Source organism: Arthrobacter sp. MDT2-34-1, from assembly GCF_059091365.1.
Genome location: NZ_JBNHGO010000003.1, coordinates 451575 through 473824, shown reverse-complemented (window position 1 = coordinate 473824; position 22250 = coordinate 451575). Strand labels below are relative to the sequence as shown.

The window sequence follows — 22250 nt, the reverse complement described above, 5'->3', positions numbered from 1 at the left end:
CGGCGCCCCGATAACGGCTGCCGGTCACACACCGGCTCCGGCGGGCCCAAGCGCCGCCCACCTGCGGAGAAAAACGCGGCGGTGGTGGCCCCGGCGGCGGGAAACCGTGGGGCTGGATGAGCTGTTGCGGCCTGCGGCCCGGCCGGAGCACCGGCAGGGCACCCTGATCCGCGTGGCCGGATGGGCCGGTGCGGTCGCCGTCGTCGCGCTCAGCGCCGGATCCCTGGTAGCGCCGGGGGCCATCGCCTTCTCTGCTGCCACGGATTCCGTGCTGGACCTGTGGGAAGGCCTGCCCGCCGAGCTTCCACTGGACACCGCCTTGCCGCAACATACGGTCCTGCTCGACAAGGACGGCAAGGAATTCGCCCGCTTCTACAGCGAAAACCGGATTGACGTGGACCTGGATCAGGTCTCGCCCGCGTTTTTGGACACGCTGCTGTCCACCGAGGACTCCCGGTTTTACGAACATCACGGCGTGGACCCCATGGGCGTCACCCGCGCGATGGTGAGCAACTCGGTGGGCGGCGAGCGCCAGGGCGGCTCCACCATCACCCAGCAGTTGGTACAGAACATCCTCGTCAACAACGCCCGGGATGAAACCGAGAAGTCGGTGGCGGTGGGCGAAACCTACAACGCCAAGATCCGCGAGGCCAAGTACGCCGTCCAGCTGGAAAAGCGCCTGGATAAGGACCAGATCCTGAACATGTATGTCAACGCCGTCTATTTCGGCAACCGCGCGTACGGCATCCAGGCGGCGGCGCGCATCTATTTCGATACGACGGCGGCCAAGCTCACCCTGCCCCAGTCGGCCCTGCTCGTCGGACTGCTCAAGGGACCGGTCTACTACGATCCGATGAAATACCCGGATCGAGCGCTCAGCCGCCGCAACACCGTGCTCAATGTGCTCGAGCGCCATGGCGCGATCACGGCGAACGAAGCTGCGGCGGCCCGCGGCAGCGGGCTCGGCCTCGACCCGGGATCTGTGCCCTCGGGCTGCGGCGGCTCCGAGTACCCGTTCTACTGCGATCTGGTCAGGGATGAAATTCTTACCGATCCTGCCTTCGGCAAGACCCAGGAAGAACGCGGGGACCGGCTCTCGCGCGGCGGCATGACGCTGACCACGGCCCTGGACCGCAAGGCCATCGACGCGGCCGAAAAGGCCGTGCACAAAGCGATGGGCAACAAGAACCGCGCGGCGCTGGGCACCGCCGTCGTCGAACCCGGCACCGGGCATGTCACGGCGGTGGCACAGAACCGGTCCTGGGGCGAAGGCAAGGGCAAGACCGAGGTGGTCTTCGCCGACAGTGCCTTCCAGGTGGGGTCGGCGATGAAGCCGATCGTGCTCGCCACGGCGCTGTCCCAGGGGATTTCACCGCGCCAAAAGCTGCTGGCCAACGGCCCCTATTACTCCTCGCTGGATAATCCGCCCGGTGGTTTCCACAACTACGGCTACGAGAATTACGGCTCTATCGACGCCTACCAGGCCGTGCGCGCTTCGGTGAATATCTACTTCGTGCGGTTGATCGAGCGCACGGGCGTGAAGGAAGTCGCCGAGTTCGCGGAAACCCTGGGCATCACCTCGATCCCCGTCGATAAGCTGCACGGCCGGGAGGCATCGCTGGCGCTCGGCTCCTACGAGATTTCCCCGCTTGAGATGGCCAACGCCTACTCCACCTTCGTCAGCGGCGGGGTGCTGTGCCGGCCGGTCACCATCACCGCAGCCATCCGCAGCGATACCGGGGAGAAGCTCCCGGTTCCCGCCTCAAACTGCCACCAGGCCATCGACCCTTCGGTGGCGGCCACGGTAGCCGACGTGCTGACCGAACCGTTCCACCCGGCGGGCACGCTGGGCGCCCTGGGCATGCCGAAGGGCCGCCAGGCCGGAGCCAAGACGGGTACCACGAATGACTTCGCCGCGAATTGGATTGTGGGCGTCACCCCGCAGTATGCGACGGCGGTGTGGCTCGGCGACCCCCGCGGCGGGACCCAGCACCCGTTGAAGACGGTGCATGCCTACGGCAAAACCTTCTACGACCTCACCGGCTCCGAACTGGCCGGCCCCGTATGGAAGGACACCATGGAAGGCCTGCACAAGGGCCTGCCCGCCGAGCCGATGCCCGAGGCCGACCCGCTGACCACCAGCGTCGAAACGTCCCGGTCCATGCCGGACCTCCGCGGACTGGGCGTAAACGAGGCCATCACGGTGCTGCTGCGCAACAACCTGGTGCCGGTGGTCGGGCAGGAAACGGCCAAACCGGACCCGCGGGTGGATCAAAACGTGGTGACCGCGCAGTCGGCACCGCCGGGCAGCAGGCTGACCTTCCGCCAGGAAGTGACCATCACGCTCAGCGCCGGCAGCAACACTGCCATCACGGTCCCCGACGGGTTGTAAGGAGTCCCGGTGTCCATCTTCGAGAAACATCCGGCCCTTGCCCTGGCCACCGGTGCGCTGTGCCTGGCGTCCCTCACCGCGTCGGGGCTGGTGGCCCTGCAGGCATCGGGGCTGCCGATGTTCTTCGCGCAGGAACAGGCCGCGGCGGTGGCCGAGCCTGCCACACCGGTGGCAATCAGCGCGGTGCTCACGGACAGCCCGGCCTCCATTTCCTTGACCGGGCTGCTGGCCGAACCGCCCGGAAAGTGGAAGCCGGAGGGTTCGGTGGAGCGCGGAGCGGCGCTGCCGGTGCCCTACGCGTGCGACATCGGCGCGGCGCCCTCGGTGGCATTGTCCCGTTCCTTCAGGGTGCGCGGCGAGAGGGTGCAGGTGCTCGCCGCCGCCTACACCGCCGGCCTCGGCGCCGAAGCCATGGACAAGCTGGCGGACAACGCGGCCAACTGCGCCGGGCCGGCGATCGCGGTCCGGAACGAGGAACTGGACGGCCCCGGCGTCCAGGCCCACCGGATCTACGCAGCCAAGAACGGCCACGGCACCATGCAGGTGCTCACCTTCCGGCGCGGGGACGTGCTGGCCTTCGTGACGGGAAAGGCAGCCGCACCGCTGCAGAAACTGGCCAGGCAACTGGACAAGAAGCTCGCGGCCGCGCTCGCCGACGTCTGCGCAGACCAGGAATCCAAAGCCGGCGACGCTGCCCGCTCCCCTTGGTCGACCGCCGGCTACAAGCCGTTCACGATCACCCGAACGGTATCCATCCCCGCCGTTCCGCTGCCGAAGGCCCCGGCCGACGCCGACTACGAAACCGTGTCCTTCCCGGCACCGGACCTGAAGGTCAAGCCGGCCAATCCGGCGGCCCTGCCGGCCTACCCGGTCTGGCCGCCGATGCCGGACGCCCGGGAGTTCCCCCGGCCGCCCAAGGGCCCCGCGAACGAGCCCGCGAGGTCGGCGAAGGTCCATCTGCTGACCGAGGACGCCGCCGGGCCGGGCTGCGGCTGGCAGTTCACCGGCATGTCACCGGTGCCTTTCGACGCCAGGGACGCAGCCGCCGCCAACCGGGAACGTGTCCAAGCCGCAGAATCGAGACTCGCCGCCCGCGCCAGGAAATGGCAACAGGCCGTGCTGGACTACTGGGCCGCCTACGACCACTACCGGACGGACGTGCAGGAGTACAAGGACTACGCCGCCGCGGTTGCCAAGGTGAACAAGGAGTGGGACAAGATCGCGGCACAGTGGAATGACTACTGGGCCGAATACGCCGTCTACCAGCAGGCCCTGGCGGAGCGTTCGGCATTCTTCACCCAGCGGGACAATGCACGGGCCGGCTACCGGAACGCCCTGGCGCAGTGCGAAGCGGACAACCGGAACGCGGAGCAGGAGTACAAAAACGCGCGGCAGGAGTACAAGAAGGCGCTGGAAGATTACCGGAAGGCGGTGGAAGCAGCCGAAGAAAACCAGGGCGACGAAGACGAGGAGGAAGAGCAGCCGGAGCCGCCCAGTCCGCCCCGGGAGCCCTCACGGCCCGAGCCGGCGGATTGTGACGCGATAGGCCAGCCGGCCATCTTGGATTGGGCGCCGCCGGCCAAGCCCGTTGCCCCGGCGCCCCCGCCCGATCCCCGCCCTGTCGGAGAACGATGACCCCGGCACCCGCCGGTTTGCCGGCGTGGGGCCCGTGGTGCCGGGAGGCGGGGCTGCCGCGCGCTTTGGCTAGAGTGGGGGCATGGTTGATTCCACCGCCACCGCGGCCACCGCCGGCATTGCCGCTACCGAGCACCTCGGCGCCGATGGAGGTGCAGTTCCGGATGCTTACTACGTGCGCCTGGACGGCAGACGCTTCCAATCCACGCTGCATTCCCAAGGAGCCTGGAACGACCACGAACAGCACATGGCACCGGCTTCCGGCCTAATCGTGCACGAGCTGCTGCGCAACCATCCCCGCCCCGAGATGGTGATGAGCCGGATCAATTTCGAGATCCTGGGCATCATCCACGGCGGCGAGTTCGAGGTCCAGACCCGGGTCCTGCGGCCGGGCAAGACAATTGAGCTCTTGGAGGCCACTTTCACCGCGCAAGGCCGCACGGCCATCCGCGCCCAGGCCTGGCGCCTGCTCACCGGTGATACCGCTGCCGTCGCCGGCACCTTCAGCCGGCCCCTTCCCGGACCCGCCGGCTGCCCCCCGGCGCCCATGACCAGCGTCTGGGACGGCGGCTTCATCCGGTCCACGGAGTTCCGCACCGCGGCGGACCTCGGTCCCGGCAACCGGACCGTCTGGGCGCGCACCCTGCACCCGTTGGTTCAGGGCGAGGACAGCCACCCGCTGGCCCGCTTCGTCAGCATCGTGGACACCGCCAACGGCATCGCGGTGCGGCAGGATCCGCGCGAGTACATGTTCCCCAACCTTGACCTGACCATCCACCTGTTCCGCCAGCCGCAGGGCGAGTGGACGGGTTTGGACACCCGCGTGAGCTTCGGCGACGACGGCGTCGGCCTGACGGACACCGAACTGTTCGACGAACAGGGTCCGGTGGGCCGCGCCGCCCAGATCCTGACCGTCCGCAAATTTTCCGGATCAGCCGGATGACCCTGCGCATCCTGACCATAGGCCGCAAACACGAGTCGTGGGTGGCGGAAGGAATCGACCGCTACGAGAAGCGGATGAAGAAGCCCTTCGACGTCAGCTGGCAGCCGATCCCCCATTCCTCCCGCGAGCATGACGCCGCGCGCAAGGAAGAATCCGAAACCCTGCTGGCCAAACTCAGCGGCAAGTACGCCAACGACTTCGTGGTGCTGCTGGACGAACGCGGCAAGAACATCGATTCGCCCACCCTCGCGCGCACCCTCCAGCAGCCGCTGGACAGCTCCCGCAACGTCACCTTGATCATCGGCGGGGCGTACGGGGTGGACGACTCGATCCACCAGCGGGCCGACTTCGTCTGGTCCCTTTCCAAATTGGTCTTCCCGCACCAGCTGGTCCGGCTGATCCTCATGGAGCAGCTCTACCGCGCCCAGGAGATCGCCGGCGGGCGTCCCTACCACCATGAATGATCTTGGGTAGCGCGCTGCGATTCGGGCGGTCCGCGGCAGTCGCCGCCGCTGTCTTCAGCGTAGCCGCCGGCGCGCACACTGCGGCCGGAGGAACCCTGCCACCCGCCGCCGTCGTCCTGGCGCTGGGCGCGCTGACATGGTTGCCGGTGATGATCCTGGCCGGGCGGAAACTCCAACTGGTGACGATCCTTGCGGTACTGGCCGTCGGACAGCTCGCACTGCACCAAGCCTTTGAACTTCTCGCAACCGTCCGCTGCGCGCCGGACCCATACTCCGACGGACACGCCGTACACGTGGGCCATGCGGGCCACGCCGGATCCACTGCCGTGGCACTCGACTGCGCGGCCACATCCCACGCCGGGAGTTCGCCTGCCATGCTCGCCGCCCATGTGCTGGCCACAGCACTGACCGCGCTCATGTTGGCGCGCGGCGAGGCTGCGCTGTGGAGCCTGGCCGCTTGGCTGCGTCCGCTGGTCCGCCAGTCGACCGTGACGGCGCTGCCGCCCGCCGGCGTCACCCTTGCCGCCAAGCAAGATCCGTTGCCTCTCCTAACCCAGTACCTGGTCACACTCGTGCCGCTGCGGGGACCGCCGGTGCCGGCGAGCTTCCAAAACCGGACCTAACCCAAGTCCTAAACATCATCGATTCCCCGGCCCTGCGCCGCGACGGGCCGCTATGGCCTTGCTACGCGGACCGCGGCCCAGCGCCTCCCGAAAGGCATTCTGTGACTACCATTCACCGCACTACCCTTCGCTCTTTACTGGCCGTCGGAGCCACGGCTGGCCTGTTGGCTGTTGGCGCCGGAGCAGCCTCCGCCCACGTGGGCGTCACCCCCGAGGACGACGCCGCCGGCAGCAGCTCCGTGCTGACGTTCTCCTTCTCCCATGGATGTGAGGGTTCACCGACCACGAAGATTGCTATCTCGCTGCCCGAGCAGCTGGCCGACGCCACGCCCACCGTGCACCCCAACTGGGACGTTGAGAAGGTGACCGAAACCATCGATGCCCCCATAACTTTGGACAGCGGGGCCACCATCACCGAGCGGGTCAGCCAGATTGTTTACACGGCCAAGGAACCGGTGGCCGACGGGCTGCGCGACGCGCTGCAGCTCCAGGTGCTGCTGCCCGACGTCCCCGGCGAGAGCCTGGCCTTCCCCACGCTGCAGACCTGTGAGAAGGGCGAAATCGACTGGGCCGAGCTGCCCGCGGAGGGCCAAGATCCCCACGAGCTGGACTCCCCGGCTCCGTCGTTCGTGATCGGCGAAGCATCCGCCAACAGCCACGGAGGGCACGACGACGGCGGCGCGGCTCCGGATGCCGGGGCGGCCGGGGCAGCGGGCAACGGCGCGGCGACGGTGGCAGGCTGGACCGGGCTCGGGGCCGGCGTGCTGGGCCTGGCCGCCGGCGTGACCGCGCTGGTCCGCACCCGCAAGAGGCCCTGACCCACAAGCTGCTCCCGGCGGGCGGACCGCCTGAAGGCGGCCGTCCGCCGGCTGGAATCCCAAGCCGGAGGGCGGCTGGCGAGGGTGTTTAATATGACCATGATGAATCGTTTCCGGGCGCGCCCGGCCGCCGCGGCCCTGTTCGTTGGATCCGCCCTCCTGCTGGCCGGATGCGGGCAACCGGCTCAGGAACCCGGCACCGCCGCTGCGTCTTCCGCCCCCGCGGCCAGCGCGCCGTCGTCGTCCCCTGCGCCTGCCCCGGCAACCGGAAACGCGGGAAGCGCCACCGCGTCCCCGGAGGCCGGCGGCGGCGCCGCCGACGGTTCCTGCCGCGCCGACCAGTTGGAAGCGGCCATTCAAACCAAACCCGGCGCCGGGGCCGCCGGCAGCGTCTACCGCACGCTGGTACTGACGAACACCGGCACCGGGTCCTGCACGCTCCAGGGGTACCCCGGCGTCTCCTACGTCGACGCCGACGGCACACAGGTGGGCGCGCCGGCCGAACGGGACCCGGCGGCAGCGACGGCGGCCGTCACGCTGGAGCCGGGCGGAACCGCCGAGGCGCAGCTGCAGCAGACCAACGCGCAGAACTACGGCGAGGAATGCGGACTCACGGATGTGGCGGGGGTCAGGGTCTACCCGCCGAACCAAAAGGAATCGCTCGTCGCGAAGCAGGAGACGGTCGGCTGCTCGGACTCCTCCGTGGTGCTGATGACCGTGGGCACCTTCCAGGCCCCGTAGCCGCCCGCCCGCTCCCCGGACTGCACACCGGGAACTGCACAGCGTCGGTGCCGGCCGCTAGGCTCAAGACATCGGTATGACGACGTCTGTGCTCGAACGCTTCAGCCCGGCCACCCGCGAGTGGTTCGCCGGCGCCTTCGCCGCGCCCACCAACGCACAGGCCGGTGCGTGGAACGCCATTTCCGCCGGCTCCCATGCCCTGGTGGTGGCGCCCACGGGTTCCGGCAAGACCCTGGCGGCCTTCCTCTGGGCGCTGGACACGTTCATCTCCCGGGCACAGACGCAGGCCGAACCTCCCGCCGCTGTGCCGGAAGCGGCGCCCAAACGGGGACGCGCCGCCCGCGAGGAGTCCGGCGGCACCCGGGTGCTGTACATCTCGCCGCTCAAGGCGCTGGGTGTGGACGTGGAGCGGAACCTGCGCGCGCCGCTGATCGGCATCACCCAGACCGCCAAACGGCTTGACCTGCCCGCCCCGTCCATCACCGTCGGCGTCCGTTCCGGTGACACCCCGCCCAATGAACGGCGCCGGTTGCTCACCCACCCGCCGGACATCCTGATCACCACGCCGGAATCGTTGTTCCTGATGCTGACCTCCAGGGCGCGGGAAACCCTGGCGTCGGTGGACACCGTGATCATCGATGAAGTCCACGCCGTGGCCGGGACCAAACGCGGCGCCCACCTGGCTGTCACCCTGGAACGGCTGGACGCCCTGCTGCAGCGGCCCGCCCAGCGGATCGGCCTCTCCGCGACCGTCGAGCCGCTGGATACCGTGGCCCGGTTCCTGGGCGGCAATTCCCCGGTGGAGATTGTCGCCCCTCCCGCCCGGAAGTCATGGGACCTGACGGTCACGGTGCCGGTGGAGGACATGACCGCGCTGGCCTCGCCCAGCCAGGAGGAACTGGGCGCCGGCGCGCAGCCCGCGTCCATCTGGCCGCACGTCGAAGAGAAGATCGTGGACTTGATCGCCGAAAACCGGTCCACCATCGTCTTCGCCAACTCGCGCCGGTTGGCGGAGAGGCTCACCGCCCGGTTCAACGAAATCTGGACCGAACGCGAGTCCCTCCCGCTGTCCGGCGAGGACGTCTGGGGCACCGCCGCCGCCCATGACGACGCTGCCGAGAACGCTCCCGGTCCGGGGCCCGGCTCGGGTTCCGGTTCCGGTTCGGGTTCAGCTTCCGGTTCCGGTTCCCGCACGCAGACCAAGCCGCCGGCCCAGATCATGGCCCAGGCCGGTTCGGCCTCCGGCGCGGATGCCGTCCTCGCCCGAGCCCACCACGGCTCGGTCAGCAAGGAGGCGCGCGCGCAGATCGAGGACGACCTGAAGTCCGGACGTCTGCGCTGCGTGGTCGCGACCTCGAGCCTGGAGCTGGGCATCGACATGGGTGCCGTGGACCTGGTGGTGCAGGTGGAATCCCCGCAGTCCGTGGCCAGCGGCCTGCAGCGGGTAGGACGTGCCGGGCACCAGGTCGGCGAGGTCTCCCACGGCGTGCTGTTTCCCAAGCATCGCCAGGACCTGGTCAATACCACGGTGACCGTCGAGCGGATGCTTGCCGGCCGCATCGAGCCCCTGTATATCCCCGCCAATCCCCTGGACATCCTCGCCCAGCAGACCGTGGCCGCCACCGCCCTCGGCGCCGTCGACGTGGAGGAATGGTTCGACGTCGTGCGCAGGTCCGCGCCCTTCGCCACGCTGCCGCGTTCCGCCTACGAGGCCACCCTGGACCTGCTGGCCGGGCGCTACCCCAGCGACGAATTCGCTGAACTGCGCCCGCGGATCGTTTGGGACCGGGTCGCCGGGACCATCACCGGCCGGCCCGGCGCGCAGCGGCTGGCCGTGACCTCCGGCGGAACCATCCCGGACCGCGGACTGTTCGGCGTCTACCTGGTGGGCTCCGAGGACGCGAAGAACAGCGGCGGCCGCCGGGTGGGCGAGCTGGACGAAGAAATGGTCTACGAATCCCGCGTGGGCGACGTCTTCGCGCTGGGCGCCACCAGCTGGCGGATCGAAGACATCACCCACGACTGCGTCCTCGTCTCCCCCGCTTTCGGGCAGCCGGGCAAGCTGCCGTTCTGGAAGGGCGATTCACTGGGCAGGCCGGTGGAGCTCGGGCGGGCGCTGGGCCGCTTCGTCCGGGAAGTGTCCGGCACGGCCGAGGAGCCGGCACGCGAGCGGCTGGCCGCCGCCGGGCTGGACGATTGGGCAGCGGGGAACCTGCTGGCCTACCTGGCCGAGCAGCAGCAGGCCACCAACGATGTTCCCAGCGACCGCACCCTGGTGGTGGAGCGCTTCCACGACGAGCTCGGCGACTGGCGCGTGGTGCTGCACAGCCCGTTCGGCATGCCCGTCCACGCGCCCTGGGCGCTGGCGGTCGGCGCCCGGCTGCATCAGAGGTACGGGCTGGACGGTTCCGCCATGGCCGCCGACGACGGAATCGTGCTGCGCGTGCCCATGATGGAAGAAGAGCCGCCCGGCGCCGAATTGTTCCTCTTCGACCCCGAGGAACTGGACCAGATCGTCACCGCGGAGGTGGGCGGTTCCGCGCTCTTCGCCTCCCGCTTCCGCGAATGCGCCGCCCGCGCCCTGCTCCTGCCGCGCAAGAATCCGGGCAAGCGCAGCCCGCTCTGGCAGCAGCGCCAACGCTCCGCCCAGCTGCTGGATGTGGCGCGCAAGTACCCGACGTTCCCGATCATCCTCGAGACGGTGCGCGAATGCCTCCAGGACGTCTACGACCTGCCCGCGCTCAAGGAGATTGCCGCCGGGATCGAGCGCCGGGAGTTGCGCCTGGTGGAAACCACCACCCAGCAGCCGTCGCCGTTCGCCCGCTCGCTGCTCTTCGGCTACGTGGCCAGCTTCCTGTACGAAGGCGACTCCCCGCTGGCCGAGCGCCGGGCCGCGGCCCTGTCGCTGGACCCGGGCCTGCTCAACGACCTGCTCGGCCGGGCCGAACTGCGTGAGTTGCTGGACGAAGGGATCATCGCCCAAACCGAGCAGGAGCTGCAGCGGCTGACCGAGGACCGCAAGGTGCGGGGCGCGGAGGGCATCGCCGACTTGCTGCGGCTGCTGGGACCGCTGACGACGGCGGAGATCGCAGCCCGCGTCCGGCCCGCCGAACCGGCGAGCGGACCCGTGAATGCGCCGATGGACGGACCGGCGGATGGGCCGACGGATGCCTCGGTCGACGGACCCGTTCCCGCCGGCTCCGCGCCCGTCGGGATTGCCGACGTCGAACCCTTGGTCGCCGAGCTGGCGAGGGCCAACCGCGCCCTGAAGGTGGGCGTCGCCGGCGGCGAACGCTGGGCGGCGGTGGAAGACGCGGCCCGGCTGCGCGATGCCCTCGGCGTGCCGCTGCCCGTGGGCGTGCCGCTGGCGTTCATCGAGCCGGTGGCCGACCCGCTCGGCGACCTGGTCAGCCGCTTCGCCCGCACTCATGGCCCGTTCACCGCCGCCGAATGTGCCAGGCGGCTGGGCCTGGGCACCGCCGTGGTGCACACCGCGCTACAACGGTTGCTCAAGGACGGCCGCGTGGTCGAAGGCGAGTTCCGGCCCGGCGGCGCATCGCCAGCTGAGGAGGGCGGAACCCACGGCACGGCCGACGTGGCTTCTCCGGCCCCGACGGATCAGCGCCAGACCGAATGGTGCGACGTCGAGGTGCTGCGCAAGATCCGCCGCCGGTCGTTGGCCGCCCTGCGCAAGGAAGTCGAACCGGTGGATCCTGCCACCTATGGCCGGTTCCTGCCGACCTGGCAGAACGTCGGGGCGAAGCTACGCGGCCTGGACGGCGTAGTCACGGTGGTGGACCAACTGTCCGGGGTACCCATCCCGGCGTCGGCGTGGGAACCCCTCATCCTGGCGTCCCGCGTGAGCGACTACGCCCCAGCCATGCTGGACGAGCTGACCGCCACGGGCGAAATCCTGATCTCCGGCGCCGGGTCGATGCCCGGCAACGACGGCTGGATCAGCCTGCATCTGGCCGACGCCGCGCACCTGACGCTGAATCCCCAGCCCGATTTCGAACCCAGCGTGCTGCAATACGAACTGCTCAACGCGCTCTCCGGGACCGGGGGCTACGGCGGCGCCTACTTCTTCCGACAGCTCACCGACCTGCTCGCGGCCAGCGGCACCCAACCGGGGGACAACGCCGTCGCCAGCGCGCTGTGGGACCTGCTGTGGGCCGGGCGGATCACCAACGACACGTTCGCCCCGGTGCGTTCGCTGCTGGCCGGCGGGACCACCTCGCACCGGCAGCGCAACGCACCGCCGCGGGCACGCTCGGCGCGGCTGGGCCGGCTCGGACGCCTGCCCGGACTGCACGGGACCGGCCTGCAACCCGGCGGCGCCGGGGCGGGTACCGGCAGGGGTCCCGGCCAGCCGCGCACCTCGCCACCGACCGTCGCGGGGCGCTGGTCGCTGCTGCCGGCGCCGGAGACCGACCCCACCGTGCGCGCACATGCCACCGCCGAACTGCTGTTGGACCGCTACGGCGTGGTCACCCGCGGCTCGGTGGCCGCCGAGTCGATCCCGGGCGGGTTCGGGCTGATGTACAAGGTGCTGGGCAAACTGGAGGAAACCGGCCGCTGCCGCCGCGGTTACTTCATCGAACACCTCGGGGCGGCCCAGTTCGCGGTCTCCCCCACCGTTGACCGGCTGCGCTCCTTCAGCCGCGATGCGCAGCTGGGTGAGCAGGCGCCGTCGGCCGTGGCCCTAGCTGCGACCGATCCGGCCAACCCCTATGGGGCCGCCCTGCCCTGGCCCCCGCAGGACTCCGGCCACCGGCCCGGCCGCAAGGCGGGCGCGCTGGTGGTCCTGGTGGACGGAGAGCTTGCCCTCTACGCGGAACGTGGCGGCAAGACGCTGCTGGCCTTCACCGAGGACGAGGAGGCGCTGGCGTTGTGTGCCCGGGCCCTGGTGCAGGTGATCCGTCGCGGTGCCGCGGACAAGATGGCCGTGGAAAAGGTCAATGGGGCCGGCATCCTGGACACGCCGCTGGCCCATGCGCTGATGGATGCCGGCTTCTATTCCACCCCACGGGGATTGAGGTTCCGTGCCTGAAGGGGACACCATCTGGCGTGCCGCCCGGCGCTTGCATGCGGCGCTGGCCGGGCAAGAGCTCACCGGCAGCGACTTCCGCGTGCCGCGCTATGCCACGCTGGACCTGTCCGGGCAGACCGTGGACGAAGTCCGCTCCCGCGGCAAGCACCTGCTGATGCGGATCGGCCCGCTGACGGTGCACTCGCATCTGGGCATGGACGGCAGCTGGCAGATCTACCAACCCGGCGAGCGCTGGCGCAAACCCGCCTTCCAGGCCCGCCTCATCCTCTCCACCGGCGCGACGACGGCGGTTGGCTTCGCGCTGGCCGCGCTGGACGTGGTGCCGCGGACCAAGGAAGACACGCTGGTGGGGCATCTCGGTCCCGACCTGCTTGGGCCGGACTGGGACGAGGCGGAGGCGCTGCGGCGGCTGCGGCAGGAACCGGACCGCCCGATCGGGCTGGCCCTGCTGGACCAGCGCAACCTCGCCGGGATCGGCAACGTCTACCGCTGCGAGGTCTGTTTCATTGCCCGGGTGCACCCGTCCACCCCGGTGGGCCAGGTGCCGGATCTCCCTGCCATGGTGTTGAAGTCCAAGCAACTGCTGGAGGTCAACAAGGATCGCGGCAGCCGCAGCACCACCGCGTCGCCCGCCCGCCGCGAATCGTTCTGGGTCTACGGGCGGGCCGGCCGGCCGTGCGGCCGCTGCGGCACCCCGGTTGTCCACGACCAGCAAGGCAATACCGACGCCGACCAGCGCGACGTCTACTTCTGCCCGCACTGCCAACCGCTGGCTCCCTGACGCGCGGGGCGTTCGCCCGACACACCCCCTCCGCCCCCGGTGCAGGGGGCCGCCCTCCGCCTGCCACAGGCCCCCGTGGCCTGCTCCGACGGCGGCCGGGCGGCACAAACCGTAATATGGTGACGATGACCGACGAAGGGGGCCCATGAGCTGGCTGCAGACGATTCCGGCCGCGCTGTTGGCCATCGTCCTCGTCTTCGGACCCGGCCTGCTCTGGGGTGCAGTGCTCGGCCTGCGCCGGTTGTCCCTGGTCGCACTGGCCGGCCCGTTCGGCGTCACCGCCATCGTGGTCGCCGCCGAGCTTGGCCGCCTGGTCGGGCTGGATTGGGCCTGGCCGCAACTTCTGGCCGTGACCGTGGTCGTGGCCGTCCTGCTCTGGCTGCTCCGCCGCAGCGTTGGCCACCGCCTGCACCGCGATCCCGAAACCCCGGACCGGCCGGCCCCCTGGCGGTCGGTCGTGCTGGCCTGGGCGGTGTCGGCCGTGCCGCTGGCGGCCGCCATGCTCTGGATCTTCGGCGCCCCGGACAACATCGCGCAGTCGCACGACAACATCTTCCACCTCAACGCGCTGCGCTACATCTCCGACTCGGGCAACGCCTCCTCGCTGACGCTGGGCTATCTGGGCACCACGGACCGGGGTACCTTCTACCCGGCGGGTTGGCACGACGTGGTCTCCCTCGTGATGATCACCGCGGGGCTGCAGCCCGCGGCCGCCATCAACATCACCAACCTGGTGCTGATCACCGGAATCTGGAGCAGCGGCTGCCTGTTCCTGGTCAGCCGGATCACCGGTGAACGCACCATGCCGCTGCTGGTCGCCGCGGTGCTCTCGCTCGCCTACAGCAGCTTCCCCTACCTGCTGCTGGAGTTCGGCGTCGTCTATCCGTTCATGCTCTCCATCGCCATGCTTCCGGCCGCGCTGGGGGTGGTGCTGCAACTGCTCCGGGTGGGCGTGCACACGCGTGTGTCAACGGAAGGCAACGTGCTGCTGCTGGTTGGACTGTTGCCGGGCATGGCGTTGTCCCATCCCGCCACCATCATGGGACTGCTGGCGCTCTCGGTGCCGCCGGTCTTCGCGGCCGCCCACCCGGCGCTGCGCTCCGGAGAACAACGACGACGGCGGCGCGCCCTGGCGGGCACCGTCGCCTATCTGGTGGTGCTGGCCGCGCTCTGGATGACGCTCCGGCCCGCCCGCAGCAGCAGCACCAACTGGGACAACCTGGGCAGTGCCGCCGAGGCCCTGGCCGACGTGGTGCTGCATTCGCCGCTCGAGCGCCCCATCTCCATCCTCGCGACCGTCCTGACGATCGTGGGCGCCGCGGTCGTCTTCAATCTCCGCAAAAACCGCTTCGCGCTGGCAATGTACGCTATCGCGGCTGCCCTCTACGTGATCGGCAACTGGCACCAGATGCCGGGCCTGCGCTGGTGGGTGACCGGTATCTGGTACAACGACTTCTTCCGCATCAGCGCCATGCTTCCGGTGGCCGGACTGCTGATCGCAGCCATCGGCGGCGTCGCACTGGCCGGGACGGCGCGCTCCTTCTTCCGGGCCACGCTGGTTCGTCGCGAGAAGAAGCAGCCGTCGTGGTTCCGGCCGGCCGCCACAGGCCTGCTGGTGGTCGCCAGTTTGGCAGTGGTGCCGCTGTTTGCCGTGCAGCGGGGCATTTCCGAGGCCGCCGCCAAGTACCGGTTCACGGACAGCTCCCACCTGCTCACCGCGGACGAGCTCGCGTTGATCAAGCGGATTCCCGCCCACGTACCGGAAGACGCGGTCATCGCCGGCAACCCGCTCACCGGCGCCTCGCTGTCCTACGCCTACACCGGGCGTCCCGCGCTGGTCCCGTCGGGAGTTACGTCGCCGCGGGTGGACGGCAAGCTCATCATGGACAAGCTGGATCAGATGAAGACGGATCCGGCGGTGTGCGCCGCCGTCGAGGCCCAGAACGTGCAGTTCGTGCTCGACTTCGGAGACCACTCGGTGCACCCCGGCGAGAGGACCTCGGTGCCGGGCCTGCAGGAGCTGACCGAGGCCAACGGGTTCGAGCTGGTGGACTCCGAAGGCGAAGCAAAACTCTACCGGGTCACCGGCTGTCCCTGAGCATTGCGGTTGCGTGTGGTGCCACCCGGTACCCTTGATGGGTGATGGAATCCCCGCTACCGGTGCGTGACGGCGTCAACGCCACCCGCCTGCGCCTCCCCGGGGAGGGACCGTGGGAAACGGCGCTGGACTACATGCTGCACCGGTGGGGCCATGTGGATCCCGACGGTATCAGGGACCGCTTCGACCGCGGCGAGATCGTCGGCGAAGGCGGAGCCGTGCTGGACCGGACCACCCCGCTGGATGCCCACACGTTCATTTGGTACTACCGGACCTTGCCGCGGGAGAAGCGGCTGCCCGTGGAGATCAGCATTCTCCACCAGAACGCGAACATCCTGGTGGTGGACAAGCCCCATTTCCTTCCGACCACCCCCGGCGGCACCTTCATCCAGGAGTCGGCGCTGGTCCGGCTGCGCCGTCAACTGGATATCCCGGATCTGATTCCCATGCACCGGCTGGACCGCCTCACCGCCGGAGTGCTGCTCTTCTCCACTAATCCCGCCACCCGCGGCAAGTACCAGGTGCTCTTCGAGAAACGCTTGGTGCAGAAGGAATATGAGGCCATCGCACCGGTGGATCCGCGGCTGCAGTTCCCGCACACGGTGCGGAACCGCATGGTCAAGTCCCGCACCTACCTGCTGGCCGAGGTCGTCGAGGGAGAGCCCAACGCGGAGACCCGGATCGAGTTGCTGGAACAGCGCGGACGGCTGGGCCGCTACAAACTGGAACCGCATACCGGGAAGACCCACCAGCTGCGCGTGCACCTGGCGTCACTGGGCATCGGGATCCTGCACGACCCGTTCTACCCGGTGCTGCTGGACCAGGCTCCTGACGACTTCGAGCGTCCCCTGCAATTACTGGCCCGCGGCATCTCCTTCACCGACCCGATCAGCGGACGACCGGTGGAATACCGCAGCCAACTGGAACTGTCCGAATGGGCAGCGCCAGCCGAATGGGCAGCACGACGCGGAGGGGCAGCAGATAGCGCCGCCGGAGCAATTGCTGCCGGCGGCGCGTTCGCCCCTGCCCGGCAGGCCTAGCGGACTACGGGATTCGGGCCTGGCGGACTACTACGGGATTCGGCCGCTTCAGGCCCGGCCGGCAGCGGTTCCGCGCGCGCTGGTGTCCCGCCGGCGGTCGAGCAGCAGGCCCAGGGCGATCATGACCACGCCCAGGACGAAATGCAGCCAGTTGTCTGCGGTGTTCAGCGGCACGAAGTTGGCTGCGCTCTGCTGGTCAATAAACAGGCCGTACAGCCAGAGGACCAGATAGACCGCGCCGCCCCAGATCATGAAGTTCCGGGCACCGGACACAGTCCTCGCGAGCGCGAATGCTGCCACGCCGTACAGGAGGTGGACGATGTTGTGCAGAATCGAAACTTGGAACACGCCCATCAGCATGGCTTCGGACTGGTGTCCCGCGAATGACATCTGGTCATAGTTTGAGGTGATTCCCGGAATGAAGCCCAAGAGCCCGATCAACAGAAAAACGGCACCGAAGACCATTGCCGCCGTCTGGAGCGGGGTCCGTCCGGTGCTTCGGGCCTGGACGTTGCCTTCTCTTGCCATGGCGATCTTCCCCTCTGACGCCTTGGCAGGTGCGTGCCCCGACGCCGTTCGATATGGACCCTGATCAAAACACTCTACAATAAGCTTGCTTACTAGTTAAGCCCCCGCAGCCAGTCTCAGCCGAATTCGGCTGCCTTTCCTGCGGATAATCCGCTGCCTATGCTGCGGATATAGCCAGGTGCGGCAACTCCTGCCGGCCGGCGGTCCCGGCCCGGCAGAGTGCTGGAAAGCCCGGCGGCCGTGGTTGCCCCCTCCGCCGCCTAGCCAGGCCCGGGGTAGCGGTCTACGCTGATGCCACGTCCGCCAGAGGGCCAGGCGAGGAGAAGCATTGGCAGAGCAATCACCCCGTAGCCGGGCAACCGGCCGGTCCACCGATCAGACCACCGGCCCGGTCACCGTGATCACCGGAGCCTCCAGCGGAATCGGCAGGGCGACAGCCCGGATCCTTGCCAAGCGCGGAGCTGCCCTGGTGCTGGCGGCGCGCAGCGCCTCCAGCCTCGACGAGGCGGCAACCGAGTGCTCAAGGCTGGGGGCACAGGCCATCGCGGTGCCCACCGACATCACGGATGAGGGCGGCTCCGAGAGGCTGGTTCAAGCTGCGCTGGACCGGTTCGGGCGGATCGACGTGTGGATCGGGGCTGCGTCCGTTTATGGCTACGGCACGTTCGAACAAACACCGGCCGACGTGTTCCGGAAGATAGTCGAGACGAACCTGCTAAGCCAGGCCGACAGCATTCGGGCCGTGCTGCCGCAATTCCGACGGCAGCGGCGTGGAGTCCTGATCCTCGTCGGCTCGGTCTACTCCAAGATCAGCACGCCCTACGTGTCCGCGTATGTGGCCGGCAATGCCGGGCTGCTGGGGCTGGCCAACGCGCTGCGACCGGAACTGCTCGACGAGAAGGACATCCACGTTTGCACCGTCCTGCCCGCCACCGTCGACACTCCGATCTTCCAGCACGCGGCCAACTACACCGGCCGCAGCATCCACCCCCTCCCTCCGGTCGTCAGCCCGTACCGGGTGGCCAGTGTCATCGCCCGGATGGCCTCAAAGCCCCGCCGCCAGGTGGTGGTGGGCCGGCTCCAGCACGTATTCATTCCGTTCCAGCGCTGGTTCCCGGGCCTGCACGACCGCGTATCGGGGCCACTCATGGACACCCTGGCACTTCGGGGACAGGGCGTCGCGCCATCGGCGGGGACTGTTTTCGCCCCGGATCCGCCGTCGAACAAAGTCAGCGGGAACTGGCGTTCGGGACGCGCCCGTGTGATGGCCGGCGGACTGGCAGGCCTGGCGGTGGCCGGTTACCGAAGGACGCGGAAGCGGCGGCACCCGCGCGCCGGGCTCCGCGGAACCCGCAAGCGGCGACGCCCTTAGACCGGGCGCCGCGCCCAGGCGACCAGCCAGCAGGCCTCGACCACGGCGTCGAGAAGATAGATCCTACTGATCCGTCCGGGCACCGCGGTGAGGATGTCGACGGCCGCAAAGGTGGCAGCCGCCCCCATGCCGATCCGCCGGGCAGCGGCTGTGCCGTCGGAAGTCCCGGCGCCCCTGATCTGCGCATGGCCCGCCGCAATCATGAGGCCGCCGACAGTCTTGACCAGCCAAGGCTCCGCTTTCGGCCCGGTCACCGCTTCGAAGCTGCGGTAGTGCAGCAGTGGCCACACCCCGAAGGCCACGTTGAACACGCCGTGGGCGACGGCCAAACCTGCCTGGCGCATACGGAACACCTCTCGCCGTCGTCGGAGTGGATCTGGGCGGTGTGCCTGCGGCAATTGTGCCGCAGGGGCCTATGAAAAATCCACGCTTCGCCGCCTTGACCCGCGTGCTGCCGAAGGACTGGCTTCAATCGAAGTCCGGGCACCCCGCTGCCGGTCACTAAGGTTGCTTATTAAATTCAGCGTGCCTAGCGTGGAAGGCATCCGGCCCGCACGTGGCCAGCCCGGACAGATGAGTTGGCAGTAGCGACGGCGAGCCCATTTTCGCGGAGGTTGCCGCAGATGTTCTTCCATAAACAAGAGCTCCAATACAAAGCCGAACCAAACCAGCCGGACGCCGTCTACGCCCGAAAACTTCAGGAGGTCCTGGGCGGTCAGTACGGCGAGATCACGGTCGCCATGCAGTACAGCTTTCAGGCGTGGAACATCCACATCCCCGGCAAGTACAAGGACCTGCTCTTCGGCATTGCCGCGGAGGAGTTCGGCCACGTGGAGATGCTGGCCAAGATGATTGCGCAGCTGCTGGAGAAAGCCCCGCTCGGCATCACCGACGAAGCAGTCCAATCTGATCCGACGATCGCCGCGGTGGTGGGCGGAACCGATGTCCAGCAGGCCATCGTCGCAGGGGCGGGCGCCCGCCCGGTTGACAGCAACGGAAACCCCTGGTCGGGAAGCTACATCACCGCCAGCGGCAACTTGCTCGCAGACTTCACCTCCAACGCGAACGCCGAGATGCAGGGCCGGCTGCAGGTAGCCCGGCTCTACCACATGACGGACGACCACGGCGTGCGCGATATGCTCTCCTTCCTGCTCGCCCGGGACACCATGCACCAGAACCAGTGGATCGCCGCGGCACGGGAACTCCAGGAAGAGGGGTCCGAAACCCTGCCGGTGCCGAGCAACTTCCCGCTGTCCAAAGAGAACCGGGACGTGGCCTACCAGTACCAGAACTTCTCCGACGGGGCCGCCGCGGCACAAGGGTCCTGGGCGAGCGGGGCTTCCCCCGACGGCAAGGGCGAGTTCACCTACCACGACGGCCCCACCACTGCCGCCCCGATGCCGAAGCCGACCCACCCGGACGCACGCTTTTACGGGACCACGGAGCTTCCCAACCTGGTCGAGAAGACTGCCGGGGCAGTCCAGGACAAGCTGCGCAAGGAATAGCACGCCACGCATCCCCGCGGCCGGCAGCGCCGCGGGGATGCCCTGACTCCGAAAGGCAGATATGTTTCAACGCAACGTCGCCGAAAACATCCACCGCGTCGGCCATGCCGAAGTGAACCTCTACATCGTCGAGGACGGCGACAAAATCATGCTGGTCGACGCCGGACTGCCGGCCATGTGGAAGATGACCGTGGCAGCCATCCGGGAGCTGGGCCGTTCGCCCCGCGACATCAGTGCCCTGGTATTGACGCACGCCCATTTCGATCATGTGGGGTTTGCCGCCCGGTTGCAGCACGACCTCGACGTCCCGGTGTACTGCCACCCCGGCGACTACTACATCGCCGCCCATCCCTACCGGTACAAGCACGAGAAAAACCGCCTCATCTATCCCGTCAAGTACCCCCGGTGCATACCCATCCTGAGCCGGATGACGGCAGCCGGCGCGCTCATGGTCAAGGGTGTCACGGACCTGCGGACGCTCGACGACGGTGCCGCCGCAACGCTGCCCGGCGCACCCACGGTGGTGCCCACTCCCGGACACACTGCCGGGCACTGCGCCTTGCACTTCCCCGGGCGCGGGGCCTTGATCACCGGCGACGCGCTGGTCACCCTCGACCCGTATACCGGCGCTCGCGGACCGCACATAGTAGCTGGCGCCGCCACCGCGGACACTCGGCAAGCACTCCAGTCGCTCCAGGCCTTGGCGCAGACGGAGGCACGAATCGCCCTCCCGGGCCACGGGGAGCCGTTCGCCGGCGGCATCGCTTCGGCGGTGCAGCAGGCCATCGAGCGCGGACCGTCCTGATGGCTGAAAACGGCCACCCCGCGCGAGGCGTGGCCGAAAACGGCCCTGCCCCCGCGGGAGGCGTGGCCGGAAACGGCCCTGCCGCCGCGGGAGGCGGGCAGGAGTCCGTCGTCCGCCCGGACGGCGACGACCTGTTTGGCCTGATCGCCACCCTGACCGAGAGCCGTTGGCAATCCTCACAGGGGAAGTTCAGGCCGACGGTTGCCTACCGCGGTCACACCTCCGCCGCCCGGGATCTCTCCACCGGGCTGGTCCGGCTGCGCGGGCAGCAGGAGACAGATGTGGAACGGCACATCCTGCGCAACTTCCGCAAGTACGCCCACCGGGACACCTCACCCGGGGACTCGGACTGGAATTGGCTGAGCGTCGCCCAGCACCATGGCCTGCCGACCCGGCTGCTGGACTGGTCGCACTCGCCCTACGTGGCGCTGCACTTCGCCACCCGGGACACGAGCAGGTACGACGAGGACGGTGCCGTCTGGTGCGTCGACTATGCGGCCGCCCACCGCACGCTGCCCGAGGAACTGCGCGCCGCGGTCGAGTCACTGGGCGGCGGCCTGTTCACCACCGGCGTTCTCTCCCGTGCCGCCTTCACCCTGGACGAGTTCGACCGTTTCACCGACGCGGACGGGCGGAGCGTGCCCTTGTTCTTCGAACCGCCGTCGCTGGACGAGCGGATCGTGAACCAGGCGGCGATCTTTTCCACCATGTCGGACTCATCGGCGGGCCTGGACGAGTGGCTGGGGCGCCATCCCGGGATCTACCGCAAGATCATCATCCCGGCGACACTCAAGTGGCGCATCCGGGACCACCTTGACCAGGCCAATGTCACCGAACGGGTGCTCTTCCCGGGCCTGGACGGTCTTTCGCTGTGGCTGCGCCGCTACTACGGCCTCCGGGATAAGGGCTAACCGCCCAGTTCCGCGTGGACGCGGCGGAAGGTCTCCGCCAGCCCCGCCGAAAACAGGACAAATTCGACCACCCGGATCCCGCCGCCGTCGTACTTGAGAACCTCGCCGATGCCGCGGCGGGCGACCGTCTCCGCATCCCAGCCGTAGACGCCGGCACCGATCGCCGGGAACGCCAGCGTCTCGGCCCGCAACCCGTCGGCCACGCGGAGGGATTCCCGAAAGCAACTGGCCAGCAGCTCCGGGTCGGTCTGGCCGGCGCGGCGGTTTGGCCCCACGGTATGGATCACCCACTTGGCCGGCAGGAAGTAGCCCTCGGTGGCCGCCGCGTGGCCCGGCGGCAGCCCGTCCGGCAGTTCGGTGGCGCGCAGCAGGCGGCAGGCTTCCAGCAGTTGCGGTCCCGCGGCGGCGTGGATGGCCCCGTCCACTCCCCCGCCGCCGAGCAGGCTGGAATTGGCGGCGTTCACTATGGCGTCCACCTGACGCTGGGTGATGTCGCCTTCAAGGATGCGGATTTCCATCTTTTCCAGTCTGCCACCGGGCCTGT

18 protein-coding genes are annotated in these 22250 nt (G+C 68.9%); 15 read left to right on the top strand and 3 right to left on the bottom strand.

What is annotated here, in order from left to right; all coding sequences use genetic code 11:
- Positions 1 to 106: 106 nt before the first annotated feature.
- The 11 genes from AC5RVV_RS15495 (at position 107) to AC5RVV_RS15445 (ending at position 16585) form a co-directional block, all read left to right on the top strand.
- Complete coding sequence (locus AC5RVV_RS15495; protein ID WP_494002276.1) at positions 107 to 2392, top strand: transglycosylase domain-containing protein; 2286 nt, start codon at positions 107 to 109, stop codon at positions 2390 to 2392.
- Between the two features lie 9 nt (positions 2393 to 2401).
- Positions 2402 to 4027: a hypothetical protein gene (locus AC5RVV_RS15490; protein WP_494002275.1), complete on the top strand. Its 1626-nt coding sequence runs from the start codon at positions 2402 to 2404 to the stop codon at positions 4025 to 4027.
- An 82-nt stretch (positions 4028 to 4109) separates the two neighbouring features.
- Positions 4110 to 4970, top strand: a complete 861-nt coding sequence (locus AC5RVV_RS15485; protein ID WP_494002274.1) for a thioesterase family protein — start codon at positions 4110 to 4112, stop codon at positions 4968 to 4970.
- The gene (gene rlmH, locus AC5RVV_RS15480; protein ID WP_494002273.1) at positions 4967 to 5434 is read left to right on the top strand and encodes a 23S rRNA (pseudouridine(1915)-N(3))-methyltransferase RlmH; all 468 of its coding nucleotides are present in this window, start codon (positions 4967 to 4969) and stop codon (positions 5432 to 5434) included. The genes AC5RVV_RS15485 and rlmH overlap by 4 nt, the downstream gene beginning before the upstream one ends.
- Positions 5431 to 6057: a hypothetical protein gene (locus tag AC5RVV_RS15475; RefSeq protein ID WP_494002272.1), complete on the top strand. Its 627-nt coding sequence runs from the start codon at positions 5431 to 5433 to the stop codon at positions 6055 to 6057. Before rlmH ends, AC5RVV_RS15475 begins: the two co-directional genes overlap by 4 nt.
- 101 nt (positions 6058 to 6158) lie before the next feature.
- Positions 6159 to 6875, top strand: a complete 717-nt coding sequence (locus AC5RVV_RS15470; RefSeq protein WP_494002271.1) for a YcnI family copper-binding membrane protein — start codon at positions 6159 to 6161, stop codon at positions 6873 to 6875.
- A gap of 99 nt (positions 6876 to 6974) precedes the next feature.
- On the top strand, positions 6975 to 7616 hold the full coding sequence (locus tag AC5RVV_RS15465; RefSeq protein ID WP_494002270.1) for a DUF4232 domain-containing protein: 642 nt from the start codon (positions 6975 to 6977) through the stop codon (positions 7614 to 7616).
- A gap of 76 nt (positions 7617 to 7692) precedes the next feature.
- Positions 7693 to 12666 (top strand): Lhr family helicase, encoded by a 4974-nt coding sequence (locus AC5RVV_RS15460; RefSeq protein ID WP_494002269.1) that lies wholly within the window; start codon positions 7693 to 7695, stop codon positions 12664 to 12666.
- The gene (locus AC5RVV_RS15455; RefSeq protein WP_494002268.1) at positions 12659 to 13447 is read left to right on the top strand and encodes an Fpg/Nei family DNA glycosylase; all 789 of its coding nucleotides are present in this window, start codon (positions 12659 to 12661) and stop codon (positions 13445 to 13447) included. Before AC5RVV_RS15460 ends, AC5RVV_RS15455 begins: the two co-directional genes overlap by 8 nt.
- Before the next feature lie 145 nt (positions 13448 to 13592).
- Positions 13593 to 15545: a DUF6541 family protein gene (locus AC5RVV_RS15450; RefSeq protein WP_494002267.1), complete on the top strand. Its 1953-nt coding sequence runs from the start codon at positions 13593 to 13595 to the stop codon at positions 15543 to 15545.
- 44 nt (positions 15546 to 15589) lie between these two features.
- Positions 15590 to 16585 (top strand): RluA family pseudouridine synthase, encoded by a 996-nt coding sequence (locus AC5RVV_RS15445; protein ID WP_494002356.1) that lies wholly within the window; start codon positions 15590 to 15592, stop codon positions 16583 to 16585.
- A gap of 48 nt (positions 16586 to 16633) precedes the next feature.
- Here the strand turns inward: AC5RVV_RS15445 and AC5RVV_RS15440 are convergent, their stop codons facing one another.
- Complete coding sequence (locus AC5RVV_RS15440) at positions 16634 to 17113, bottom strand: DUF4383 domain-containing protein (RefSeq protein ID WP_494002266.1); 480 nt, start codon at positions 17111 to 17113, stop codon at positions 16634 to 16636.
- A 328-nt stretch (positions 17114 to 17441) separates the two neighbouring features.
- Between AC5RVV_RS15440 and AC5RVV_RS15435 the strand changes: the two genes are divergently transcribed.
- Positions 17442 to 18485: an SDR family NAD(P)-dependent oxidoreductase gene (locus tag AC5RVV_RS15435; protein WP_494002265.1), complete on the top strand. Its 1044-nt coding sequence runs from the start codon at positions 17442 to 17444 to the stop codon at positions 18483 to 18485.
- Here AC5RVV_RS15435 and AC5RVV_RS15430 read toward each other — a convergent pair.
- Positions 18482 to 18829 (bottom strand): hypothetical protein, encoded by a 348-nt coding sequence (locus AC5RVV_RS15430; protein ID WP_494002264.1) that lies wholly within the window; start codon positions 18827 to 18829, stop codon positions 18482 to 18484. The genes AC5RVV_RS15435 and AC5RVV_RS15430 overlap by 4 nt on opposite strands.
- Positions 18830 to 19108: 279 nt before the next feature.
- On the opposite strand from AC5RVV_RS15430, the gene AC5RVV_RS15425 reads away from it, so the two are divergent.
- The 3 genes from AC5RVV_RS15425 (at position 19109) to AC5RVV_RS15415 (ending at position 21706) form a co-directional block, all read left to right on the top strand.
- Complete coding sequence (locus AC5RVV_RS15425) at positions 19109 to 19990, top strand: manganese catalase (protein ID WP_494002263.1); 882 nt, start codon at positions 19109 to 19111, stop codon at positions 19988 to 19990.
- 61 nt (positions 19991 to 20051) lie between these two features.
- The gene (locus AC5RVV_RS15420) at positions 20052 to 20795 is read left to right on the top strand and encodes an MBL fold metallo-hydrolase (RefSeq protein WP_494002262.1); all 744 of its coding nucleotides are present in this window, start codon (positions 20052 to 20054) and stop codon (positions 20793 to 20795) included.
- Positions 20795 to 21706 carry an FRG domain-containing protein gene (locus tag AC5RVV_RS15415; RefSeq protein WP_494002261.1) on the top strand — a complete coding sequence of 304 codons (912 nt, stop codon included), beginning with the start codon at positions 20795 to 20797 and terminating at the stop codon, positions 21704 to 21706. The genes AC5RVV_RS15420 and AC5RVV_RS15415 overlap by 1 nt, the downstream gene beginning before the upstream one ends.
- Here AC5RVV_RS15415 and AC5RVV_RS15410 read toward each other — a convergent pair.
- Positions 21703 to 22224, bottom strand: coding sequence for an O-acetyl-ADP-ribose deacetylase (locus AC5RVV_RS15410; protein WP_494002260.1), 522 nt, complete (start codon positions 22222 to 22224; stop codon positions 21703 to 21705). The genes AC5RVV_RS15415 and AC5RVV_RS15410 overlap by 4 nt on opposite strands.
- Positions 22225 to 22250 lie beyond the last annotated feature (26 nt).